The sequence below is a fragment of the Shewanella basaltis genome, assembly GCF_023283885.1.
Lineage (GTDB): Bacteria > Pseudomonadota > Gammaproteobacteria > Enterobacterales > Shewanellaceae > Shewanella > Shewanella basaltis.
Window position 1 is genome coordinate 99,974 of the sequence record NZ_JAKILA010000009.1, and the last position, 24,597, is coordinate 124,570.

13 protein-coding genes are annotated in these 24,597 nt (G+C 43.2%); 4 read left to right on the forward strand and 9 right to left on the reverse strand.

What is annotated here, in order from left to right:
• Positions 1-35: 35 nt before the first annotated feature.
• The gene (tamB, locus tag L2703_RS08770; protein ID WP_248970726.1) at positions 36-3,896 is read right to left on the reverse strand and encodes an autotransporter assembly complex protein TamB; all 3,861 of its coding nucleotides are present in this window, start codon (positions 3,894-3,896) and stop codon (positions 36-38) included.
• Positions 3,893-5,683, reverse strand: a complete 1,791-nt coding sequence (locus L2703_RS08775) for an autotransporter assembly complex protein TamA (protein WP_248970750.1) — start codon at positions 5,681-5,683, stop codon at positions 3,893-3,895. Before L2703_RS08775 ends, tamB begins: the two co-directional genes overlap by 4 nt.
• 210 nt (positions 5,684-5,893) lie before the next feature.
• Here L2703_RS08775 and L2703_RS08780 point away from each other — a divergent pair, with 210 nt between their 5' ends.
• From L2703_RS08780 to hrpA, 3 genes are all read left to right on the forward strand, one after another.
• Positions 5,894-6,928: an isoaspartyl peptidase/L-asparaginase family protein gene (locus L2703_RS08780; protein ID WP_248970727.1), complete on the forward strand. Its 1,035-nt coding sequence runs from the start codon at positions 5,894-5,896 to the stop codon at positions 6,926-6,928.
• Positions 6,929-7,103: 175 nt separating this feature from the next.
• The gene (locus tag L2703_RS08785; protein WP_248970728.1) at positions 7,104-7,520 is read left to right on the forward strand and encodes a CBS domain-containing protein; all 417 of its coding nucleotides are present in this window, start codon (positions 7,104-7,106) and stop codon (positions 7,518-7,520) included.
• Between the two features lie 77 nt (positions 7,521-7,597).
• Entirely contained in the window at positions 7,598-11,470 is a 3,873-nt protein-coding gene (gene hrpA / locus L2703_RS08790; RefSeq protein WP_248970729.1) for an ATP-dependent RNA helicase HrpA, read from the forward strand.
• 877 nt (positions 11,471-12,347) lie between these two features.
• Here the strand turns inward: hrpA and L2703_RS08795 are convergent.
• From L2703_RS08795 to ackA, 3 genes are all read right to left on the reverse strand, one after another.
• Positions 12,348-12,803 (reverse strand): hypothetical protein, encoded by a 456-nt coding sequence (locus L2703_RS08795; protein WP_248970730.1) that lies wholly within the window; start codon positions 12,801-12,803, stop codon positions 12,348-12,350.
• A 1,012-nt stretch (positions 12,804-13,815) separates the two neighbouring features.
• Complete coding sequence (pta, locus tag L2703_RS08800) at positions 13,816-15,963, reverse strand: phosphate acetyltransferase (RefSeq protein WP_248970731.1); 2,148 nt, start codon at positions 15,961-15,963, stop codon at positions 13,816-13,818.
• Between the two features lie 44 nt (positions 15,964-16,007).
• Positions 16,008-17,210 carry an acetate kinase gene (ackA, locus tag L2703_RS08805; protein WP_248970732.1) on the reverse strand — a complete coding sequence of 401 codons (1,203 nt, stop codon included), beginning with the start codon at positions 17,208-17,210 and terminating at the stop codon, positions 16,008-16,010.
• A gap of 269 nt (positions 17,211-17,479) precedes the next feature.
• Here ackA and yfbV point away from each other — a divergent pair, with 269 nt between their 5' ends.
• Positions 17,480-17,917 carry a terminus macrodomain insulation protein YfbV gene (gene yfbV, locus L2703_RS08810; protein ID WP_418358975.1) on the forward strand — a complete coding sequence of 146 codons (438 nt, stop codon included), beginning with the start codon at positions 17,480-17,482 and terminating at the stop codon, positions 17,915-17,917.
• A gap of 54 nt (positions 17,918-17,971) precedes the next feature.
• Here yfbV and pflA read toward each other — a convergent pair whose 3' ends face one another.
• The 4 genes from pflA to L2703_RS08830 all read right to left on the reverse strand — a co-directional run bounded on the left by pflA (position 17,972) and on the right by L2703_RS08830 (position 24,507).
• Positions 17,972-18,709, reverse strand: coding sequence for a pyruvate formate lyase 1-activating protein (pflA, locus tag L2703_RS08815; RefSeq protein ID WP_248970734.1), 738 nt, complete (start codon positions 18,707-18,709; stop codon positions 17,972-17,974).
• Positions 18,710-18,785: 76 nt separating this feature from the next.
• Entirely contained in the window at positions 18,786-21,068 is a 2,283-nt protein-coding gene (gene pflB / locus L2703_RS08820) for a formate C-acetyltransferase (RefSeq protein ID WP_248970735.1), read from the reverse strand.
• Between the two features lie 386 nt (positions 21,069-21,454).
• A complete protein-coding gene (locus L2703_RS08825; protein WP_248970736.1) occupies positions 21,455-22,987 on the reverse strand; it encodes a DUF3360 family protein in 1,533 nt (510 codons plus the stop codon).
• Positions 22,988-23,610: 623 nt separating this feature from the next.
• The gene (locus L2703_RS08830; RefSeq protein WP_248970737.1) at positions 23,611-24,507 is read right to left on the reverse strand and encodes a LysR substrate-binding domain-containing protein; all 897 of its coding nucleotides are present in this window, start codon (positions 24,505-24,507) and stop codon (positions 23,611-23,613) included.
• Positions 24,508-24,597: the final 90 nt, after the last annotated feature.

The following is a 24,597-nucleotide window of genomic DNA, read 5'->3' on the forward strand; positions in this document are numbered from 1 at the left end:
GGCGCTTTTTTTGTGGCTGAATTTTATGCTAGAACCTAGTCGATTTCGAAACTGTAGTAGATATCTAATGATTGGCTGAGCGTTCCAGACACGGTTTCTAAGTATAATTGCGACAATAAGTAATATCTCACCGTCATTTCGTATCCTGGATTAAATACACCCACACCGTATTTAATCATCAGGTCATCACCAATGTAGCCACTGATAGCGACTTTTCCGTCATCGTTTGTATCAAGTTGTACATTTGAGAAACCAAACTTTTCGATTAAACCTGTCGCGGTACTGCCAATGCTATTCATTGCGCCACCATCAAATTGAGCGCCTAAGCTGAGCGCTGCCCCCATCATTAACGAGTTGCTTTGCTCGTTCGAAGTTGAGGTAAAGCCCTTTCCTGTCAATATGTAAGACAAGACTTCAGCTTGTTCTTTGGCGGGGCTTGAAAACAGTGCCACCACTGGCCGCATGGGGGTACCTGTTACTCTTACTCCGGCGGTGATATCTTCATTTTTAATCTCTTTTGTTGCTTCAATGTTGAGATTAGGTACCTCAATTGGGCCGACAAATTGCACTTCACCTGTGTCAATGTTCAGTGTTTGCCCCATAAACTTATAAGTCCCTTTGTTGACTTTTATATCGCCAAACAACATAGGGGGTTTAAAGGCTTGTTGTTGTAATAATAAGTTTCCTTCAAGTTTACCTTTTAATCCCATCCCATCGATGGTGAGGTTTTTACCCACATTAACGTTAATGTCGGCGATAACGGCATACGGGCTGGTTTTTACCACTTGCTCTGAAATTGAATCATTAAATACCACGTCATTTGAGACGGCGACACCGCCTTCTGCTAATGGCACTATTTTAATTTGCCCTGATGGCACATTCACCTGGCCTTTCACTGCAAACTGTTTTCGGTCAAATGTCATGTTCAGGTTAGGGGAGACATTCAAAATGGCCATCGGCGGTTGAATAACCGCTAAATTGCTGCCCTTTATGTCAACATTTCCGCTGAATTGTCCTTGTGGCCATATCAGGGTTCCCTCGGTTGTTACTTGCCCATCACCCATATGCCATTGGCCGCTGAGTTGGCCTTGTTGGCCTTCAAGGGCTAATGATAAATACAATTTGTCTATTAATGTTGGGTTTGTTGATAGCGCAAAAGCGCCGTCGCTGAGCTTAATGTTGCCTAATACACTGGGTTCCATTAATGACCCTGCAAGTGTTAAACGGCTTGATAATATGCCTTCTAAGGTGGCGAGTCTCGGGAAAAACTCACCAAATGGGGCGAGGTTTAACTCATTGATATTGATGCTACCCTGTAAGGTACGGTCAGGGGTAATGTTGACACTAAATTGACTTTGCCAGTTAGCAATACCTGTGGAGTCAAAGCTAATGGTACTACTGATTTGTTTCTCATCCAGTGTTGCACGCATTAATAGCTGCTGATAATCAATACTCACCGGCTTGCTTTTGGCTCGGGTTAACGTGATATTGCCTGGCATTAACATAAACTGCAGGTCTGCTGTGGGTCTTTTACCTTTTGCCCAATTCACCTGGCTCGTTAAGGCCGCCTGGCCATCCCATGATATTTTTTTAGATAACACGGGTGACAATAACTGCCCCGGATTACCGCTAAAATTAATGTTCGCTTGGCCTGTGTCACCTAAATTAACATCGTTTACTAGGCAGAGTTTGTTGTGCGGATGCACCAAACAAAAACGACTGATGTTGCCACGTTTTTTGACATGATCCCAATTAAGCGTGATCGGGCTGTCTTGTTGCCAGGTTCCAAGTACATTTGACAAACTTAATTGAGTCAATTGGCCATAAAACTGCTGTTTATCGAGTTGACTTTGACTGGCCAGCTGAGTGTTAATTACCAGATCACCCTTTGTTGTTAATGAGGTTTGCTGTTGGTGTTGGTCACCTTCGCTTATCAGGATTAACTCACTAAGCTTATTATTGTTCCAAAAAAGTAAGGTGTTATTAAGCGCGATGCGGTAACGATGTTGTTCAAAAGGGCGATAATTTGCGACTAACGTCGTGTTATCAATTTTACTGCCGTTGTAGCTGAATTTACTGATTTGCGCATCAACATCTACAATGGGATTTGCGCTGGTGCCATTGACATCGACCTTGGCAAAAATATTACCTCTGCCACCGTTAATCCACTGGCTTAAATCTGGTACATTTAATTCTGCATCAATATCCCAAAGCTTATCTGCGGTACCATTTATCAATAAGTTAGCACCTAATGCATGAGCCTGTAGATTATCGGCATTGATTGCAAATGCCTGATCAATCGAAATATTACCTTGCAAATTCAAGGGGTAGCCATTGAGTCTACCGGTTAAGTTAGCCTGCTTAATTGCCACGTCCCATTGCTTATCACCCACATTGCCTTGGGTGCTAAAGTGACCACTGAATTTACTTTTAAGCGGATTAAACTGTGTCAGGTAGTCAATATGCTGTAATTGAATGTTGTCGGTTTTGACATTGGCTTGCCAGACAAGTTGGTTTTTATAGGCCAAATACCCATCTAAATTAAGGTTGCCAGCGATAGACTGTATATCGAGTTTGTTGACGGTCAATTTTTGTTGCTGAACTTCAATATCGGCTTTGATATCAAGTGTTGGGTGAAAAGGGGTCGTTAGTTGCCCGTCGAACCTGGCTACTTGGTCGCTCAAGTTGCCCTTGCTGGTCAGTTTATTGATTTGAGCTATGTATTCAGGCTTTTGTAATGGCCATTGTAAATAGGCGTCTTTTAGCGAGACTTGGTAGTTAAGTTGTTCAGAGGTAAGGTCTACCGTTGAGGTTAACGCAAAATGATTGGTACCTTTTGCGAGAGCATTGATATTGAGTTGACGTAAATCTTGCGTTAAATCAAGTCGTAAAGAATGCTTAGATAATCCAGGCAAGGTTTGAGTGTTTGTTGTGTTCGCCACTAATTTTATGGTTAATGGGTAGTTACCTTCAAAGGCAATATCGCCAATAAGATTGACATCACCATAGTCATGTTGAATGTCTAACTGGGTAATCCCCAGTTGGTATTGACGAAAGCTTGCAGCCAAACTGATGCGACTAAAGTGATCTTCACGGCCAGTGATATTCAATTGGCTATCAGCGGCTGTAAATTGTTTTACCTTTATTGGAAAAGGCATAAACACTTGCGGTAAGTGAGCGAGTGGCCATTGCTCGTTTTGAGCTTGCTCGGTGTCGTTTTTGTTATCGCTGTGTTCAGGAATATTGACCACAAGGCCTTGGCTTGTAAGCTGTTCAACGTGTAAACCGCTGTCATTCCAAATGGCTTCTGTTGTAAGTTGGTCTGCGTGATAACTCATGTCATTTACTGTGACATTGACTTGGTTAAGTTGTGCTTTTAGCAAGCTTATACTTACAGGTAGCGTCAGTTCTTGCGGTGGTTGATTGTTGTCTGCCTCAGTCTCAGGTTCTGGTTCATTTTCAGGGCTGTGCTGCGTGACAATATCTACATTAAGTGTGCTGGCAGACAGGTTTGAGACACACACCTGTTTATTGATAAGGCACATTGGAACCCAGTCAAGTACTACCTCTTGTGCATTAACGGCAATACCGTCCATTTGCCAAGACAATTGATGCAATTTGAGTTCACTGTTAAGGGTGCCTGCTTGATATTCAAGGGTAATACCGCTCACAAATTTATCGACTAGCATCACAGTCATTTTACTACCAAACGGCGTACCAATAGCGACGGCAGCTAGCATTAAGATAATTAATGGCACATAAAACAAAAGCCTTGTGTAAAGCTTAAACTGTTTCCACAGTGACGCGGTAAAGCTCAGCCTAACCGGTAATGGGTTAACCTCAGTCGTTTGCTTGGTAGTGGATTGCGCGGGCTCTTTTGGTGGCATGTCTATCATAAATCGGTTCCCATCGTTAAATGGAAACGGAATGAGCGCGCCACGGTTTCGGTTTCATTTAACCCAAAGCCTAAGTCAAGTTTAATTGGGCCAATTGGGGATATCCAATGTACCCCACCTCCGACAGCAACAACCGGTTCGAGTTGACCAGTATCAAAAGCATTACCGGCATCTATAAAGCTGGCAACTCGCCAAGTTGGGGTTAAATAATATTGATATTCGATACTGCCCACAGCTAAATAACGTCCCCCAACAACTTGGCGCGATAGGCCATCGTCACTATTGGTGTAATCAATATACGGGCCGAGTTCTTGATAACTGTAACCCCGAATGCTTTGGTCTCCGCCAGCAAAGTAGCGCAAAGAGGGCGGAATAAAACTAATGTCGTTATCGCTGGCAATGTTAGCCCCTAAATCTAGCCGAGCGACAAATCGATGTTTATCAAATAGGGTTTCAATCCATTTAAAGCGTGCTTGTAATCGCGCTAATCGAATGGTTGAGCCTAGTGCAGGATCGGCATATTCCATGCTGTAAGTCTGTCTAAACCCCGATTTAGGATCGAGGGTGTTATCTCCACGCACTGTTTTGGTCAGGTTGTAACCTATCAAATAAAAACGTGGGTCGTAATCTGTGTCAAGCTGCTCATAAAACTCTCTAATAGATTCAACAGAGTAGCCATATAACCAGTTACTTTTAGAGCGTTTTTGTCTTGAAAGCCCAATTAAATATTTTTTAGATTCTAACTGGCCTGTATTATCAAATGAGCGGCTTTCTTCGTCATAATCTTGTGTCACGCCATAGGTATCACGAAGTAGACCGAGTTTAATTTTTAGTTGGTCATCTAATGGGTGACTGAGTGGAATAGTATAGGTAGTTAAAATTTTTGGACGCTCAGGAGACCACTCAGCACTGGTTTCCTGAACATGCCCAAAACGGTTGATTTGCGGTGTACGCCAAGTCAATCTGACTCTCGGGTCAAAGGTGTCTTCGGTGCTGTTACCTATGTCTGCACCAAGGCCCACTTCGATTAAATGACTCGGTCTTGGGCTAAGTTCAACCTTAATAGGCACCAGGCCATCACTGATTTTATCCACTTGGGGTAATACTTTGATGTTACTGAAATACCCTGTGTCTAGTAGGTCACGATTAAATTCGGTTAATTGCTGTGTCGCATAGGGGGCATCGGCTTCAAATGGAATGAGTGCATTAAGTACGTCATCATTTAATGTACTGCCTGTAAAGTCAACATCACCAAATTGATAGCGTTTACCAGAGTCAAATTGTATGTTGATTTGCGCGGTATTTATGTCGCGATTAATACTGATTTCGGACTTAGTATAGTGCCCATCAAAATAGCCGCGTGCCAGGGCTAGTGTCACTAATTGTGATTTTAATGCATCATAAACGCCATGATTAAGGGTATCGCCAGGCTTGATTTTTAGGCTGTTTAACCACAATGCAAACATGTCGTCTTGTAGCATGTCGCCGGTAAAGTGTATGTCAACCCATTGAATAATGATTGGATCGCCAGTAGTGATATTAAGGTTAAGCTCCCAAGGACCCGATTCGGTTTCTTTAATATCAATATCGACAATACCATGGTAATACCCCATAGATTCTAATGCATCTTGGGTGTTGTCATCGACGGTAAATAAAAAGGCTCTACGTTGTACGTCAGATTCTGGCAAAGTACCTAAATGGGCAATGATGTTTTTTTCAAGCTTTTTGCTAACACCCTCAATGTTAACGTTAAGCCATGTATTCTCAGCAAGCACAAAGCCTGACATCAATAAGGTCAAGGAGAAAAACAGAAATTGGCTGAGTGTAAATCGTTTAGTGGACAAATTAGGCAAATGTTCCAAAACTAGGGCTAATGATGCTTGTCACCATATAAATAATGCTATTGTCGCTATAAAGAGGAAAACTCGCAACAATATCATTGTAATAAGTCATATAAATGGTTACAAAGATGGACGTGTTTCAAGGACTTACCGATCATGAATAAATTATATTTAACCTTTGCCTTATGTTTAGGCCTTGGCGCTAATAGCGCACTCGCTCAAGAACAAAGCCCGATTACCATTGCGATTCACGGTGGCGCAGGCACCATTAATGCGGCCGATTTGACCGTAGAGCAACAACAAGCCTACCGCGACAAGTTGAATGAAGCTGTTAATCGCGGTTATCAGATATTAGAGCAGGGAGGAGAAAGTGTTGATGCGGTAAAAGCAGCAATTAACATTTTAGAAAATAGCCCATTATTTAATGCTGGTGTTGGTGCGGTCTATACCTTTGATGGCGGCCACGAACTTGATGCGTCAATTATGGACGGTAAAAGCATGAATGCCGGTGCCGTCGCTGGGATAAAACACATTAAAAACCCAATAGATTTAGCGATAGCAGTCATGCACAAATCACCCCATGTCATGTTGTATGGCGAGGGGGCTGAGGAGTTTGCCTTAACTCAACAATTTGACCTAGTGCCAAATAGTCATTTTGATACCGCACATCGTTATTCACAATTACTTGATGCCAAAGCCAGTATTATTAAGGCTGAACATGCTAACGATGGTGATTATCAAGCGTCTGTTAGTATGTTAAAAGCGCATTATAAATTTGGCACCGTTGGTGCAGTTGCGCTTGATAAAAAGGGGAACTTAGCGGCTGGGACCTCAACGGGTGGTATGACAGCCAAACGCTTTGGCCGTATTGGCGATTCACCTGTTATTGGCGCGGGCACCTATGCTGAAAATGGCGTATGTGCGGTGTCGGCAACCGGCCACGGCGAGTATTTTATTCGCTATCATGTTGCGGGCGATATTTGCGCTAAAGTGAAATATCAACAAAAAAGCATTAATCAGGCGGCAGGCGAGGTTATCAATCACACTCTGGCTAATGCCGGCGGCACTGGTGGAGTTATTGCTATCGACAAGCAGGGCAATGTGGCCATGCCATTCAATACCAGTGGTATGTACCGAGCGAGTCGAACCGCAGGGCAGGCTGCCAATGTCATGATTTGGCGTGATAAATAATCAGGTGTAATAAACTGTGCCATATTAGCAACATAGGCGATTAGCCTAATCGATTAAATTTACTGTCCTCTTGGTCAAATTTGACTAAACTTAAAACGTTACAGGTATAACGATAACAATCGCGGCGCAGATAGCCTTTATACCTACGCGATTTCTTTGTGCTTTTGGGGGGACTATGGATTCGATAAAAATTAAAGATCATATGGACAGACATCCTGTTTTACTCAGCGCTAATATGTCTTTAGCCATTGCTGTTGAACAATTACTCACCAGCAATAAAAGTGGTGCACCAGTAGTGGATGCGAAAGGTGAGCTGGTGGGCTTTTTGTCACAACAAGACTGCTTAGCCGTAATGCTAAAAAGCAGTTACCATTGCGACATGACCAGTACGGTAGCAGACTGCATGAAAAGTCCTGTGCTATCTGTTGCGCCTGATGACAGTATTTTACAATTAGCAGAGCAAATGCTTGGTGCAAAGCCCAAAATCTATCCAGTGGTAAGTGGTGGTAAAGTCATAGGTACCATTAATCGTACCAATGTACTTAACGCCATGAATACCTATATGCAACAGTGCTATTTATCTCCTGCATAACAATCGTCAAAATCAATACCATTATGCTGTTTTCCTTGCTAGGATCGCTTTTTTCGATGTAAGCAAGGGAATCAGATTTGAATTCGGACCTTCACCCGCTATCTAAGGCGTATCTCAATCTTTGTTATCAAACCGATGCCGCTAAAATCCGTCGTCGATTATTTCGTATTAATAAAGAAGCCGAGTCTGAAAAAAAATCTCAAACGTTAGCGCAACTCACCGAAGAGGCAAAAAAAGCCTACGCCAAAGCGCAGCAGCGTTTGCAATCAAGACCCGCTGTTAGCTACCCAGACGAACTTCCGGTATCGCAAAAGCGCGAAGACATTGCTTCAGCTATTGCCAATAATCAAGTTGTGATTGTGGCCGGTGAAACGGGCTCAGGTAAAACCACTCAGTTACCGAAAATTTGCTTAGAGTTAGGCCTAGGAACACGCGGCCTTATTGGACATACTCAACCGCGCCGTTTAGCCGCCAGAAGTGTTGCCAATCGTGTCGCTGATGAGCTTAACAGCCCTCTGGGTGAAGTGGTTGGTTTTAAAGTGCGTTTTGCCGATGCCATTAGTGACAATAGCTACATCAAGCTGATGACCGATGGTATTTTGCTGGCAGAATTAACATCAGATCGTTTTTTAAATCAATACGACGCCATCATTATCGATGAAGCCCATGAGCGAAGCCTTAACATTGATTTTATCTTGGGGTATTTAAAGCAAGTACTCAAAAAACGCCCAGATTTAAAAGTCATCATTACCTCAGCAACCATCGATGTTGAGCGTTTTTCTAAGCATTTTAATGATGCGCCTGTGATTGAAGTCTCAGGCCGTACGTATCCTGTTGAAACTCGATACCGACCACTTGTACGAGATAACGACGCCGACCTTGATGTTAGCGACGGTATTTTTGCCGCGGTAGATGAGTTAATCGCTGAAGGTCCAGGCGATATTTTGATCTTTATGAACGGTGAGCGCGAAATTCGTGACACCGCAGAGTTACTGCGTAAACAGCAGTACCGCGACACAGAAATTTTACCTTTGTATGCGCGCCTGTCGTATGGCGAACAGTCTAAAGTGTTTAAAAGCCATATTGGCAGGCGGATTGTGTTGGCCACCAACGTGGCAGAAACCTCATTAACCGTACCAGGGATTCGTTATGTAATTGACCCAGGTACTGCACGCATTAGTCGTTATAGCTACCGCACTAAAGTACAGCGCTTACCCATTGAGCCAATATCGCAAGCCAGCGCCAATCAGCGTCAGGGGCGTTGTGGTCGTGTTGGCCCGGGGATTTGTATTCGTCTTTACGATGAAATGGACTTTATTCAGCGTCCTGAATTTACCGATCCTGAAATTTTGCGTACCAATCTCGCCTCGGTTATTTTGCAAATGTTGGCAATTGGCTTAGGCGATATTGCTGGTTTTCCGTTTATTCAGCCACCCGATCAAAAACACATTCGTGATGGTTTTTTATTGCTTGAAGAACTGCAAGCCGTTAAAAAGCACCGCAATGACCTAGTGTTAACGCCTCTGGGTAAAGATTTAGCCAAAATCCCACTCGACCCACGATTAGCCCGTATGGTCATCGAAGCCAATAAGCTAGGCTGTTTACATGAAGCGTTAGTGATTACCTCAGGCTTGTCGATTCAAGATCCACGTGAGCGCCCCATTGATAAAAAGCAAGCTGCCGACGAGTGTCATCGCCGCTATGCCGATAAAGACTCAGACTTTGTTAGTTGGGTAAAACTGTGGGATCACGTTAAAGATCAAAAACATGAATTGTCTGCGAGCCAATTTAGAAAACAATGTCGCGACGAGTTTTTAGCCTATTTACGTGTGCGTGAATGGCAAGATTTATACACCCAAGTTAAACAAGCAGTACACGAGCTTAAATGGCGCGTGAGCGACAATGCCGCCAGTTATGAGCAATTACACAAAGCCTTATTGTCAGGCTTGCTCAGCCATATTGGCTTTAAAGGTGAAAACAACGAGTATTTAGGTGCCCGTAATCGTAAGTTCTTTGTGTTTCCTGGTTCGCCGTTAGCCAAAAAAGGCCCTAAATGGATTATGGCCGCCGAGTTGACTGAAACATCACGTTTGTTCGCCCGTTGTTGCGCCAAAATAGAGCCAGAATGGTTGGAGTCTCTGGCCTCGCATTTGGTGAAAAAGAATTATGTAGAACCGCACTTTGAAGCCAAAGCAGGCAGTGTTATTGCACTTGAAAACCAGGTGTTATACGGCTTAACCATCGTTAATCGCCGCCGTGTGCAATATGGGCCAATTGATGCTGTCCAGGCGCGTGAGATTTTTATTCGTAGTGCATTAGCAGAAGGGCAGTTACAAACCAAAGAGGCCTTTTTTGTTAATAACCAAACATTGCTTAACGATATTGAATCGTTAGAGCATAAGTCGCGTCGACGCGACATTTTGGTAGACGAACAAGTGCTGGTGGATTTTTACGAACCGCTGATCCCTGCCGGTATTTACAATGCACCCTTGTTTTTTGCTTGGTGGAAAAAAGCCCGTCAACTCACTCCTGACTTATTAGATTACAGTCAGGCTCTGTTGATGCAACGCAGTGCCGATCATATTTCGGCGTTGGACTTTCCTGAAGTGTGGCACAAAGCTAATTTGGCATTAAAAGTCAGTTACCATTTTGAGCCTGGCAATGTTGATGATGGCGTGTCGGTGCACATTCCTGTGGCGCTGATAAACCAAATTGACGACAGTGATTTTGATTGGTTAGTACCAGGACTGCGTGAAGAAAAGCTGGTGGCTTTAATTAAGTCGCTTCCCAAAAACTTGCGGCGTAATTTTGTGCCCGCACCCGATTATGCCCGTGCCTGTTATCAAGCGATGAAACCATTTGAACTGCCGATGATTGAGTCCATGTGCAAGCAATTGCTGCGCATGAGTGGCGTGCGGATTTCAGCGGATGACTTTGACTTAACCCAAATCACTGAACATCTTAAAATGAATTTTAAGATTGAAGATGATAAGGGCCGCCTTGTGGCGCAAGGGCGAGATTTAGAAACACTAAAAGGGCAGTTGCAAGGCGTAGTGGCAAAAGCTATCCGTAAGGTGGCTGATAAAGGCATTGAACAGGAGGCCATTACCCGTTGGACCTTTGGTGACTTGCCCGTGCAGTACCAGCAACGTAAAGGCAACTACGAAGTTAAAGCTTATCCGGCCCTAATCGACAACAAAACTGATGTGTCGATTAAACTGTTTGATGATGAGCATGAAGCTAAGCGTCATCACCGAGTGGGCTTACGCCGGTTATTGCTAATCAATATTCCGTCGCCCGTTAAGCACTTGCAGCAAGCGTTACCTAATAAAGCCAAATTGGCGATGTACTTTAATCCGTTCGGGCAAGTACACATTTTGATCGAAGATATTATCAATGCGGCTGTACAGCAGTTACTTGATCAAAAGCAATTAGATATCCGTAACGAGGCTCAATTTGAGCAAGCCAAAGATTGGGTTCGCCAAGAGCTTAACCCAACCGCGGAACACATAGCCTTAAATGTTGAGCAGGTGTTGACCATTTACCAGCGGATTAAAAAACGCTTAAAAGGTAAAATTAGTTTAGACATTGCCTTTGCAATGAGTGACATTCAAACCCAGTTAGACAGCCTCGTTTACAAAGGGTTTGTTGAAGACTGTGGTTGGCAACGCCTTGCTGATGTTGCACGCTACCTTAAAGCGATAGAAAACCGCTTAGAGAAATTACCCGTTGATCCTACTCGTGACCGCTTACATATGCACAGTATCAGTAAAGTGCAGGATGCACTGACGGCACAACTGGCAAAAGTGCCTCGCTCTCAACCTGTACCGCAACAATTGGTTGAGGCAAGGTGGATGATTGAAGAATATCGAGTGTCATGCTTTGCTCAGGTGTTGGGTACTGCGTACCCCATTTCAGAGAAGCGGATCCTTAATCACATTAGCATCTGATGATCTTTGCTGCAGAAACAACCTTGAAACATCAACAGCCCTAGGGCCTGTTGACCTTTCAAGGTTGTTTTTGCAGCGAATTGTTGGCCATTACTCATATACAAGTGCGCGGCAGAGACTTTGAGGTGTAGTTATTCTACATAAAAAGTCGATAACGCAGTAAAAATGACCAACAAACGCTGCCCACAGGGTTCGGCTAAAAACGTTTTACTCTTTGTTGAACAGATTTTGCTTAGGTGACTAGGCTACAATCCATTCGCCTCGATTAACACGTTTTTAACTCGAACAAAATTCAATCAGCAAAGATCAACAGGCCTTAGCCAAGTGTCGTATTTAACACATAACTTACATAAAAGCCGATGCAACCCATCGGTTTTTTTTATGAAAGGCTTTCACCTTTTATCCTGTAAAACACTGTTTTTTGTTTTTTTAAGCGCCTTTTTACATTCAAAACTGAAAGTTTTTTGTAACTCTAGTTTTAAAGTCTATTGAGTATTGATATACTCGCCAGCAAGGAGAAGTGATTGTACTTTTCTCTGTAAGGTAAATGTCATCCCAGTCGGCAACCCATGCTTGAGGTGTTATAAAGTATTGAGTTGTTGAAATAATAAGGCATACCTTCCCCTACAAAACGACCTAAAGACGATTGGAGTAATAATGGAAGTTCATGAATACGAAAATGCTTACTATCAAGTAAAAGATGACGTGTTAGAGTCTTTACCTTGTGACGAAGAGTAAGATTACAGAACGAGCATATTGATGTAAAAGTAATGATTTTGCTGCATTAAATACTCCAACACACAAAAATAGCAGCCTAGGCTGCTATTTTTATTGCTTATTTTTAATTGATTTTATTGGTTAACTTGTCATATTAACATTAACCCTCAATTCTGCCTTTTTCTGGAAGAATTTCGATAATCACCCAAGAGTTACCTTTTTTGTGTAAACGGATTGTGCGATCGTCTACCCATTGCCTGCCGCCTTTTAGTCCTTCCATTTTGACTACCACAGTCACGTCATCAGTAAATTTACGGAAAAAGTCGATATCGATTTCATCAATCGACATGGTAACTTGTTTCATTGATAAACCAAGCACATGACGCTGAACAGCAGAAGCAATATGATAATGATCCATTACTTCTTGGATGTCAGGTGCGACAAACTGTTTGGCTTTTTCTACATCTTTGTCGACATAAATGGCTTGAAAAAAACCAAGAGATACTTGCTCTGGGCTGAGTTTAGCTTGCTTACTGTCTTCTGTCGGTTGCTCACATGCACTGATAAAGACGAGTAAAAATAGGCTTAATAATGTACTGGGTTTGAATATTAACATGAGTGAATAACTACTTAGTTTTATCATTTTATTTTATCTAAGTATCTCGGTTTATGGCTGGGCTGACAAGGGCAGGGGTTATTTTATTGATTAAATGTTTAAAAGCTAAGCAAATGTAGGAATGTAGGCCTGCTGTGTCAGGATAGTTGTAAGGTTTTTTACACAGTATTGCCCATTGATGAGCATGTTGGCTCCATTATCGCCTAATGTCGGTATTTAACCTCAACTCTGGATAAGAGATGTATTGATAACGATATAAATCAATAGATTGACTAAAATCCACTGTCAAGCTTGTGATTTGTTTTGCTAACAAGGCGAATTAACGCGTCAATAGCTAGCCTATTGCAAGTTAATTCAACGCAGTGAGGAAGGCAAAGGACTGCTTGAAAGGCGTTTGTTATCCAGAGCTGAGGTTATTTAGGCTGATAATACTCAACTCAGCGCGACATTAAGGTGCCAAATGTGTGGCGGTATGGGGGGGAATACCATTGCGTATTAACCACTGTGAACGTTTCTGGCCGTTTTTGATTAAGGCGTTGCGGTGTCGTCGTGCTGGCTTGTTTTTAAATAGTGATGGTATGGATGCTATAAAAGCAGGCGAAAATACGTGGAGTTAAACACACGTTTACTATAATTTGTACAGTTAGCCACTATTTATGCGGGTTGTAAGCGCATTTACTTGACGATTCAAACAACGCGTGTCATAAATAAATACAGTAGTAAAGATCATATTTGATCGCAATACACTATGCTTAATTAACTCATAGATTTTGATGCGTGTCGTTGTAGTTTTATAACGAATTCAGGCGTCAAAAATGTTAATGTTATCCACAGTTTCTGTGGACAAGTGTGTTGATGACTGTAAGTTGTTTTTGTAACTTACTGTAATTTATGTTTTTTATTTTGCGGTTAAAAAATGCCGCTTCTGTAGTTATGTGCCATTTTGAGTTTCAGCTTAAAAAAAAGCACTGATGATTAATCAGTGCTTTTTTATTATCATTTTTAGTCGTGACTATTTTTTGCTGTTTTGTGAGGCTTGGATTGCCGTGAGTGCGATGGTGTAAACGATATCATCGACAAGTGCACCACGAGACAAGTCGTTAACCGGTTTCGCCATGCCTTGCAGCATAGGGCCAATACTGATTAAGTCTGCACTTCGTTGTACCGCTTTGTAAGTTGTATTACCTGTATTTAAGTCTGGGAAGACAAACACAGTCGCTTTACCTGCAACAGGGCTATTTGGTGCTTTAGATTGTGCCACGTTTGGCATAACTGCTGCGTCGTATTGCAATGGGCCATCGATGATTAAATCTGGGCGTTTTTCTTTTGCAATGCGTGTTGCTTCGCGAACTTTATCAACGTCAGAACCTGTACCTGAATTACCAGTAGAATAACTGATCATTGCCACACGAGGCTCAATACCAAAGGCCTTTGCTGATTCAGCAGACTGGATGGCAATGTCCGCCAGTTGTTCTGAGTTTGGATCTGGGTTAATTGCACAGTCACCGTAAACGAGCACTTGATCAGGCATTAACATAAAGAAAATGGATGATACTAGGCTTGAGCCAGGTGCGGTTTTAATTAATTGTAGTGGTGGTCGAATAGTGTGAGCTGTGGTGTTGACTGCACCCGACACAATACCGTCTACTTCATTTTCGGCTAACATCATGGTACCTAACACCATGTTGTCTTCAAGTTGTTCGCGGGCAACCACCTCGGTTAAGCCTTTGCTGCGACGTAACTCGAGCATAGGTGCAACGTATTTTTCGCGAACGGATTCTGGCTCAACAATTTCAATGCCATCACCTAACACGACATCTTGTTGTGACGCCACACGTAAAATTTCTTCACGGTTACCAATTAAAACACAACGCGCAATACCACGCTCGGCACAAATTGAAGCCGCTTTAATAGTTCTAGGCTCCTCTCCCTCGGGCAGCACGATGGTTTTACGTGCAGCACGGGCAAGTTCGGTGAGTTTGTATCTGAAAGCCGGTGGCGATAGACGGTGTTCACGGGGAGAATCCTGAGTGACGCTTTCAATCCAGGTTTGATCGATATGGCTGGCTACGTATTCTTGAACACGTTCAATTCGCACCGCATCGTCAACCGGTACTTCATGATCAAAACGTTGAATATTAAGTGATGTTTGCCAAGTGTTAGATTCAATTAAAAACACAGGCAGGCCTGTTTCGAAGGCTTGTTCACATAATTTCATCACCTCGGGTTCTGGTTGATAGCCTCCAGTAAGTAACAATGCACCTATTTTGACACCATTCATTGCCGCAAGGCAGGCCGATACAATCACATCTGAGCGATCGCCAGAGGTGACCAGTAACGAGTTGGCTTTAAAGTGCATTAGCATGTTAGGAATACTGCGGGCACAGAAGGTGACTCGGCGCATACGGCGTGTGTGCATTTCGCCGGCATTGATGATTTTAGCGTTTAAGTGTTTTGCTAAATCAGATGCGCGAGGTGAAATGAGCTCTAAATTGTAAGGCACACTGCCTAAAATACGCAGTGGGCTTTTACCCGGTAACTGAAACATGCCTGAGCTGTCTGAGGCATTTGCTTGTTTCTCATCAAACACGTCAGACAGATCTGGACGAGTTCGGCCTTCTTCATCAACGGGGGCACCAATTTTGTTGATAATGGCACCAATTAGGCGTTTATTTTTATGCCCGCCCCATGAATTGAAGGCGATTTCTAGGCGGTTCATTAATCCATTTGGCGTGTCTACGCCTGGTGTTGCAATAAAAATAACATCTGCATCAAGTGCTTTGGCTATTTCGTAGTTGATGTCGTCGGCAAACGGGTGGCTTCGTGTAGGAACCAACCCCTCAATAATGAGCGTTTCGGTATTGCTGGCACACTCTGCCGCACGAGCAATAATTTGCTCCATTAACACATCTTGTTGTTCAGAGCGTATTAGTGCTTCAGCATGGTCCATGCTATATGGCTCGAGCGGATTTACAGTGGGCGACGTGCTCAAGATAGTGGTTGAGCGTTCAGGACCTGTGTCACCGGAGCGGATTTGCGCAATCGGTTTAAAAAATTGCACTTTAACGCCTTTACGTTCTAGCGCTCGAACCATTCCTAAGCTCAGTGACGTTAAACCAACGCCAATGCCAATCGGAATAAGCATAATATTACGAGACATGAAGACCTCTTAAACTTGGGTTAACCAATAAAACAGTATTGGATTTATTTTGCAGTAATTAATTTGATTGCGTCTTCGGCAATCACCCATTCTTCATTGGTTGGGATCACCATTGCAACTGTGCTACCGGCTTTAGTAATGATGCCTTGTTGTCCAAAACGAGCGGCTTTGTTGAGTGTGTCGTCAACGTTAAAGTTAAATATTTCAAGTAAGTTCAGTACTTTTTCACGAATAAGATCTGAGTTCTCACCAATACCACCAGTAAAAATAATCGCGTCTAAACGTCCTAATGGCACTGTGTATGAGGCAATATACTTCGCTAAACGGTAGCAGAAGATATCGAGTGCTAATGTCGCGCCTTTATGGCCGTCTTGATAACCTTCTTCAATGCCGCGACAGTCATTGGTGAGCTCTGAAATACCGAGTAAGCCACTTTGTTTATTCAGTAGGTTATTGACTTCATCGAGGGTGTAGCCCAATTGCTTAACCAAATGAAAAATAATTGATGGGTCTAAATCGCCACAACGCGTGCCCATGACTAGGCCTTCAAGTGGGGTTAAACCCATTGAGGTATCAACGCTTTTACCACCTTTTATGGCCGTTACAGATGCACCATTGCCTAAATGAGCACAAATGACATTAGTGTCTTTTATGTCTTTACCTAACACTTTTGCAGCTTCTCTGCTCACAAAGAGGTGGCTAGTGCCGTGCATACCGTAACGGCGAATACCATGCTCACGATACAATTTGTATGGCAGGGCATAAACATAGGCTTTTTCTGGCATAGATTGGTGGAATGCTGTATCAAATACCGCAACTTGTGGTAAATCTGGAAACGATGCAATCGCGGCACGGATACCAATTAAGTGAGCCGGGTTATGTAATGGTGCGAGTGAGGCACAGTCTTCAATGCCTTGAATGACTTCTGGAGTGATAACAACAGAGCGGGTAAACTTTTCACCGCCGTGTACAATTCTGTGCCCAATGGCTTTAATTTGAGCGGCTAATTGTGGCTGGGTGGCGAGTATTTTATTAACGATAAATTCAACGGCTTCACGATGTGCGGTAAAGGCGCCGAGCTTGGCTTCATTTTTACCGCCATTAAATTTCCACTTAATGCGTGAGTCTTCTAAACCAAAACATTCCGCAAGACCTGAAATTTGTTCATCGCCTGATTGAGCATCAATGATGGCAAATTTTAATGATGAGCTACCGCAGTTGAGTACGAGTACTAATTTATCTGACATGTTAACGCCTTTTAAGTCAATGAAACTAAATAAAATAATAAAAATTTATTTGGAGTAATCTTGATGCTTTACTTAAACATTACCCCAGGTGTATCTTAAATATGCTGTCGGGCTAGCTGTGTTGAATAAACATCCTATAGGCTGACAGTTGACGCATTAATTTGCTTTGTTTGCACCTTTTATCTCGAGTTCAGGTTATTTAGAACAATGCTTGGTATTATGCTAATGTTTAACCCATGTACTTCGTAGTTTAGGTACCCTTATTGAACATGAATGTCATTACGCTTTTTACTGACGGTCGTCGCTATATGAACACTTGGCCAATGGTGCGACAACTGGGGAGTTATTTCCCTGAATATCGCGTGGTCAAAGCAACTCAATTAGCCATGATTACCATGCCTGTGCTTGGTGTGGCTGCTGCAGCGAGTCAGCTGTATGTTTTAGGTTGGGATTTTTTACCCCAAGCTATTACCCTATTGTTGTTTTTTATTAGCTTGCCTATACAGGGCTTATTTTGGCTTGGATGGCGCGCTCGCCACCCGTTGCCATTGTCATTATTTGATTGGGGCAACCAACTCAGTTCAACATTGACTGAGATGGGAATTGCCTGTCAACCGCTGGGTGCCAAAGCCTGTTATTTAGACATGGCAGCCATTTTGAAATTGGCTTTTGAACGATTAGATCGCAGTTACTGGGAGCAATTATAATTCATTCGCTGTTTAAGTGACTGCTAATTTAGTGTTTTTTGGCCAAAATCTTTATTAATATGTCGCTTTTATGCCTCTATCGAGAAACACCTGCTGCAATTGTTGCATTGTTTGTGCGCTTGGCGCACTGACATTAGCTAGGGTGTATTGCTCACCAAATGATTGCCATTTATGTTCGCCTAAAGCGTGATAGGGCAGTAGTTCAACTTTTTCGACATTTTGCATTGGTTTAATAAACTCGGCTAATTCAATAGCTGATTGCACATCTTCAGTAAATCCTGCCACTACCACATAACGTATCCAGGTTTTAATGTTGCGTTTTGCAAGGTATTGAGCAAATTGCAACGTGCGATGATTACTGACTTTAGTTAAATCGATGTGTTTTGCGTCATTCATTTGCTTGATATCGAGTAACACAAGATCGGTATTGTCGAGGAGTTCGTCAATGACGGGGTCGTATTTACGGACAAAACCGTTAGTGTCTAAGCAAGTATGTATGCCTTGTGCTTTGCATGCTTTAAACAGTTCGCTTACAAATTGTGCCTGGAGTATGGCTTCACCGCCACTGGCTGTCAGCCCGCCACCGCTGGCGTCTAAAAAAGGCTGGTAAGAAACGACTTGTTTCATAATGTCATCTACAGACATTAGCTTGCCACCTTCTAGATCCCATGTGTCACGGTTATGGCAATATTGGCAGCGCATCAGGCAACCTTGCAAAAACGTGATATAGCGGATCCCCGGTCCATCAACTGTACCAAATGATTCCACTGAATGTATGCGACCTAGCGTCATGCTTGTTCCTTAAACGTCGATAAAAAAGGCTGTATCGAGAGTGTTGCTTCTTCGATACAGCCAATTTTAGCAGAGACTACAGACCTTTAGTGAAAGTACGCGTGATAACATCCTGCTGTTGCTCAGGGGTTAGCGCGTTAAATCGCACAGCGTAGCCTGAAACACGAATGGTCAATTGTGGGTATTTATCTGGATTGACAATGGCATCTTCAAGCATTTCACGGTTCATCACGTTGACGTTTAAGTGTTGCCCACCTTCACGGCTTGCTTTGCTCGCAAAATATCCGTCCATTAATGCTGCGAGGTTAGTACGACGGCCGCTGTCGTCTTTGCCTAATGCATTTGGCACAATAGAGAAGGTATAAGAAATACCGTCTTGTGCGTGGGCAAAAGGCAATTTAGCGACGGAAGTTAATGAGGCTATAGCGCCATTTTCATCACGGCCATGCATTGGGTTGGCACCGGGTGCAAATGGGGCGCCTGAACGACGACCGTCTGGTGTGTTACCTGTTTTTTTACCATAAACCACGTTAGAGGTAATGGTTAAAATTGACTGAGTTGGAATGGCATTACGATACATTTTTTTATCGCGAATTTTAGCCATAAAGCGCTCAACTAAGTCGCAAGCAATGTCATCAACACGTGGGTCGTTGTTACCAAATTTTGGATAATCGCCTTCAATGTTAAAGTCAACGGCAATACCGTCTTCGTCACGAATAGGTGTCACTTTGGCGTATTTAATGGCCGATAATGAATCCGCTGCAATCGATAAACCGGCGATACCACAAGCCATGGTACGGCGCACATCACGGTCGTGTAATGCCATTAACGCTGATTCGTAAGAATACTTGTCATGCATAAAGTGAATCGCGTTAAGTGCAGTGACATAGTGAGTTGCTAACCAATCCATTAAGCCGTCTAAACGAGACATGACGTCATCAAATTCAAGTACGTCGCTGGTAATCGCATCTGCTTTAGGGGCAACTTGTATTTTTAGTTTTTCGTCAACACCGCCATTGATAGCATACAGCATGGTTTTAGCTAAGTTAGCACGTGCACCAAAAAACTGCATGTGTTTACCCACAACCATTGGGCTGACACAACATGCGATAGCGTAATCGTCAGACTCAAAGTCTGGACGCATTAGGTCATCGTTTTCATATTGGATTGAGCTGGTGTCAATCGATACCTTGGCACAGTAGTTTTTAAACGCTTGTGGTAATTGTGTTGACCACAATACTGTGATGTTTGGCTCTGGACTTGCACCCATGTTGTAGAGTGTGTGCAAGAAACGGAAACTTGATTTGGTGACTAAAGTACGACCATCAAGACCCATACCGGCAATTGACTCTGTTGCCCAAATTGGGTCGCCTGAGAACAATTCATCGTATTCAGGTGTACGTAAAAAACGCACCATACGCAGTTTCATCACGAAATGGTCAACCATTTCTTGTGCTTGTTGTTCTGTTAGTACACCACTTTTTAAGTCGCGTTCAATAAAGATATCAAGGAATGTTGAAGTACGGCCTAAAGACATGGCTGCGCCGTTTTGGCTTTTCACTGCTGCAAGATAGCCAAAGTAGGTCCATTGAATGGCTTCTTTGGCATTTTTAGCAGGCACAGAAATATCACAACCGTACTTAGCTGCCATCGTTTTCATTTGGCCTAATGCACGATGTTGCTCTGCGATTTCTTCACGAAGCTGGATGACGCTTTGTAAATCTTCACCCGCTTCCATTTGTGCTTGTAGTGACGCAAACTGGTTAAATTTGTCTTTCATTAGGTAGTCGATACCGTATAACGCGATACGACGATAGTCACCAATGATACGCCCGCGACCGTAGGCATCAGGTAAACCTGTTAATACACCTGATTTACGACAAGCCATGATTTCGGGGGTGTATACGTCAAATACCCCCTGGTTATGAGTTTTACGTAACTCTGAATATGTATATTGTACGTCTGGGTTCAGTTCGCGGCCATAAGCCTGACAAGAACCCTCAACCATGCGAATACCGCCATTAGGTAACATAGCGCGTTTTAGCGGTGCGTCGGTTTGTAAACCTACGATGGTTTCCAGATCTTTGTTGATGTAACCCGCATCGTGCGAGGTAATGGTCGACACCATATCAGTATCAAAATCGACAGGGGCGTGAGTTTGGTTTTCTAGCTTGATGCCTTCCATCACTTTATCCCAAAGCGATACTGTGGCATCTGTTGCGCCTTCTAAGAATGACTCGTCACCCTCGTATGGCGTGTAGTTCTTTTGGATAAAGTCACGTACGTTAACTTCTGTTTTCCAATCGCCTGCTACGAAACCTTCCCACGCATTGGCAAATAGTTCGGTTTTATCTGTCATTTACTTAACCCTCTGGTTGTTTAACTACGGACACGTTGCAAGTCAAACTAGTGCAGCTATCCGTTGAGTGTTGGCATTCTAGTGTCTAGGAATGTTCGCTAGACTGAGTCGTTTACCGCTGCTGCGACATTTTTGGCAATCGATGTGCCTAACTCACTTAATGACGCTTCAGATGAAGTAACCGGCTAATGGTTTAAATTGGTAAGACCATTTATCCATGTGTTAATAATAGCACAAGCAGTCAGTATTTTCGGCACAATTCGTCAACCAATTGGTAAAACTGTTAACTGGTTAACACTCCCGATTTTTATTTGGACTTTGTCGGCAAATAAAAAAAGCGAAACATGATCTGTTTCGCTTTTTTAGTGCTTCTATGAGTGAGGGCATTATAGCAAAGCGGGGATGCCTTCAATCATACCCACGGCAAGCATGGCGGCTAAACAAATCACAAATGCAAGACCTGGGATCACGATACGGTCAGCAAAAGACAAGGTTTTAGGACGTTCTTTGTCGCCAATTAAGCCGTTGTTATCAAGTAGCATCGTTAATGCCCATGCCAGTACGGGGTTAGCAACAAAGGCCGCAAATATACAAATGCCGGCAGATTGAGAGCTTGTCGTGTCTTTAACCATTTGTAAACCAGCTTCAAGTAAAGGTAAAAACACCCCCACAAGCAAAGCGATTGACATCACAGGGCGCCATACCGTGATGTCCATTGGATAACCGATAATCGCAACAATGATACATAAACTGCCAAGTAGAATGGCGCCTGCTGGAATAGGGCGTTTAGCAATAGCCGCAGGGATCATATAGGTGCCCCAAGATGAAGTAATGTTACCTCCACCTACAGCCGTGCCGACCATTTGTCTGATTGAACATGTAGTCATGGTGTCGTCTACATCCATCAGTACTTTTTCAGCGCCTTTAGGGTAGTTCAACTCCTGGAAGATCCTGTGGCCTAAAAAGTCTGGTGACCACATGGCAACGGCTAAAATGGCAAAGGGTAACGAGGCAATAAAGTGTGCCATATTCGGTAAGCCTAACATCCAACCATGCTTGGTAGAGCCCCACCAATAAACAGGGTTTAAATTTGGGATACCCGGTGCAGTCGTAAATTGTAAATCAAGCCCAGCGCCTAAACCAAATGCCAAGGCTATTGCGGCAATAGAACATAACGGAATGGCTAGCCAACGCTTGCCAAATTTGGCCAGTGAAGCGTAAATAATGACGTTTATTACCAAAATGATAAAGGCGACATAACCTAATGAATAATCTAGGCTGTGCTTAGCCTGTAAGCCGCCGGCCCAGTCAAACAATGAGCCAATTTGGCTTTTTGCGCCCATAAATCCAAGGAACACTAATAAGCCGCCAGCTACGCCACTACTGGTAAGGTTGACCAGTTTTGACCCGCCTTTAAAGTAGCTCAGTAATAAGCCAAATATCCCGATAAGAATGGCCAATGCTAATGGGTGGGCACCAGCAAGTGCGATAGTGCCAATAAGTGGGATCATTGGGCCATGGTTGCCGCCAAGGTTGGCTCGAGGGTTAATTAACCCTGAGCTGATAATACAAAACAACAAAGCTGGAATGAGCATTTCTACTCGTACGATTTGAATGGCAAACTCGGCCCCAAGGTTCACGTGCTCCCATTTTTCACTCAGCCCAGCAGCCCATGCTGCCATTACCGCTGAGTACATTACGGTAATACCTATGGTACCAGCAATGGCCGGGACTAAGTCTTCCCATTCAAAGCGAAAATCACGCCCTGGAAGGTTAAGTCCCCAGCGTTTTGGCTTCATTATTTTTAATTCGTTTTCTAGGTAGGCATCGCGGGTGGCAAATTCACTGGCGGGGCGGTGAAGTTCGCGGTAACTCGCGTCAGTATCGGGTGTGGCTGCTTGACTGCTTTTATCTGACATAATTTCTCATTCTCCGAAAAGAACAGGTTATTTCATCAATTGATGAAGTTGAGTGTGTTCCATTGAGTGATGGCGGTTGTCCAATCGGTCAGCTAGCCAAAGAGCGACTGCGCTCTGATCACTTTGTTCAACTGTAATACCGAAAAATGAGCACCACAGTGATGTCCTTTTTAGTCCTTACACTTCTTGGTAAGACCAATTTACCCTAGATGTTAGCATAGGCTTGCCCTTGTCATCACTTGCTATCAATAAAGTTGATGTTTTGTTTACTTGAAGTGGGAGCTGGTTAACAAATTAATGGCATTATTAGATCATTGAATGGTCCTTTAACTCAGGTTTGTTGCTTGAATTTTATGCAGCTTGATACTGTGTATCGATTCTGCTGAATCGATCATGACCTTAGGTTAACGAATAACGTGTGAATGAACTTATGTCGTATGCGAACGATGTTACTGCGGCGAATAAAAAATAACCGGGGGACGAGCGTTTGCAGGCTGACGTGTTGGCGAAGGAGGGTATCTCTTAAGAAAGGGTCATGATTTAGTGGTTTTTTAGCATAAACCACACAGATGAATGATGCGTTAACATCATCATCATGTTTGCGGGGGGAACGCGCAATAACGCTATCGCGATTCTTTTGTCATTCGCTTTGCTTCTGCAATGAGGCAGTCACGCAGCGGGTTTTCACCAGTATCCTGGCGCCAGATAAACGATAAATGACGATTTAAGTTGAGTTGTGGCGTGTGTAGGATGACCAGATCCCCTTTAGAAACGTCTTTTTCAATATCTAAATAGGGGAGGCAGCTTAAATACACGCCATTTTTAACAAGTGCTTTTAATAAGCCCACTTGCTCGTATTCTTTCCAGACATTGAGGTTATCAATTAAACCATGTATTGCGGCATCAAAAATTCGTCTTGTACCCGCCCCTGGCTCTCTAAGTACCCATTTTGCTTGTGCTAATTGTGATACGTTTGTTTTTGGCTGTTGAGCAAAAGGATGATGGGGAGAAGCGACAACCACAAGATGGTCGTCTATCCAGGGTTCTTGATGCAACCTACTGTCATCTATCCGTCCTTCAATGACGCCTATATCATATTGGTAATCCAGCACTTCTTTTGCTACGTGGTCACTGTTTTCAACGGCTATTTCGATCCTCAACTCCGGAAAGTCATTATCAATTTTACTGATAAGCTGAGGCAGTAGGTGTTCTGCTGCGGTTTGGCTTGAACATAACTTTACTGTACCGCTAACAATATGCTGGTCATGCAGGCCTAGGGTAATTTGTTGAGCATCCTGAAGTAATTTTTGTGCTCTTGGGCGTAACCATTGGCCCCAGTGACTCATGATTAACCGATTTCCCTGACGGATGAACAAGGGTCTACCCAGTAAGTGCTCAAGCTGGCTCAACGACATGCTTACTGCAGACTGACTCATCGATAATTTTTTAGCAGCAGCGCTAACACTTTCAAAGCTCGCTACTGCATCAAAAACAGCAATTTGTTTTAATGTGAAGTGCATACATTTTCCTGTTGATTGTGTTATGCCATTGCCTATTGATAACCGGCCGCTTTTGCTTGCAGTCATTTTGGCTTAAGGCGTCACTATGTT